The sequence below is a fragment of the Pseudolactococcus insecticola genome (assembly GCF_011170065.1).
In the GTDB taxonomy this organism is placed as follows: domain Bacteria; phylum Bacillota; class Bacilli; order Lactobacillales; family Streptococcaceae; genus Pseudolactococcus; species Pseudolactococcus insecticola.
The window spans coordinates 1-518 of the sequence record NZ_BLLH01000027.1 but is presented as its reverse complement, the minus strand read 5'-3'; the positions used below and the strand labels follow the sequence as shown (position 1 = coordinate 518).

Genomic DNA, 518 nt, shown 5'->3' with positions numbered 1-518 from the left:
TCGCTATCTTCGGATGAATCTGAGTCTTCTGTTGAATCGCTATCCTCAGTCGAATCACTCACCTCAGTAGAGTCTCTACCAGCATTGGAGTCTGAGTCATACGTTGAATCACTGTCTTCTGAGGAATCTGAATCCTCAGTGGAATCGCTATCTTCGGATGAATCTGAGTCTTCTGTTGAATCGCTATCTTCGGATGAATCTGAGTCTTCTGTTGAATCGCTATCTTCTGAGGAGTCTGAATCCTCAGTGGAATCGCTGTCTTCGCTCGAATCTGAGTCTTCTGTTGAATCGCTATCTTCGGATGAATCTGAGTCTTCTGTCGAATCGCTATCCTCAGTCGAATCACTCACCTCAGTAGAGTCTCTACCAGCATTGGAGTCTGAGTCATACGTTGAATCACTGTCTTCTGAGGAATCTGAATCCTCAGTGGAATCGCTATCTTCGGATGAATCTGAGTCTTCTGTTGAATCGCTATCTTCGGATGAATCTGAGTCTTCTGTTGAATCGCTATCTTCTGA

At 44.6% G+C, this 518-nt stretch carries 1 protein-coding gene; it reads right to left on the bottom strand.

Features of this window, described 5'->3' with window-relative positions; genetic code table 11:
• Nucleotides 1–518, bottom strand: a 518-nt coding sequence (locus Hs20B_RS09615; RefSeq protein WP_371863855.1) for a hypothetical protein, incomplete at both ends; no start/stop codon positions are given.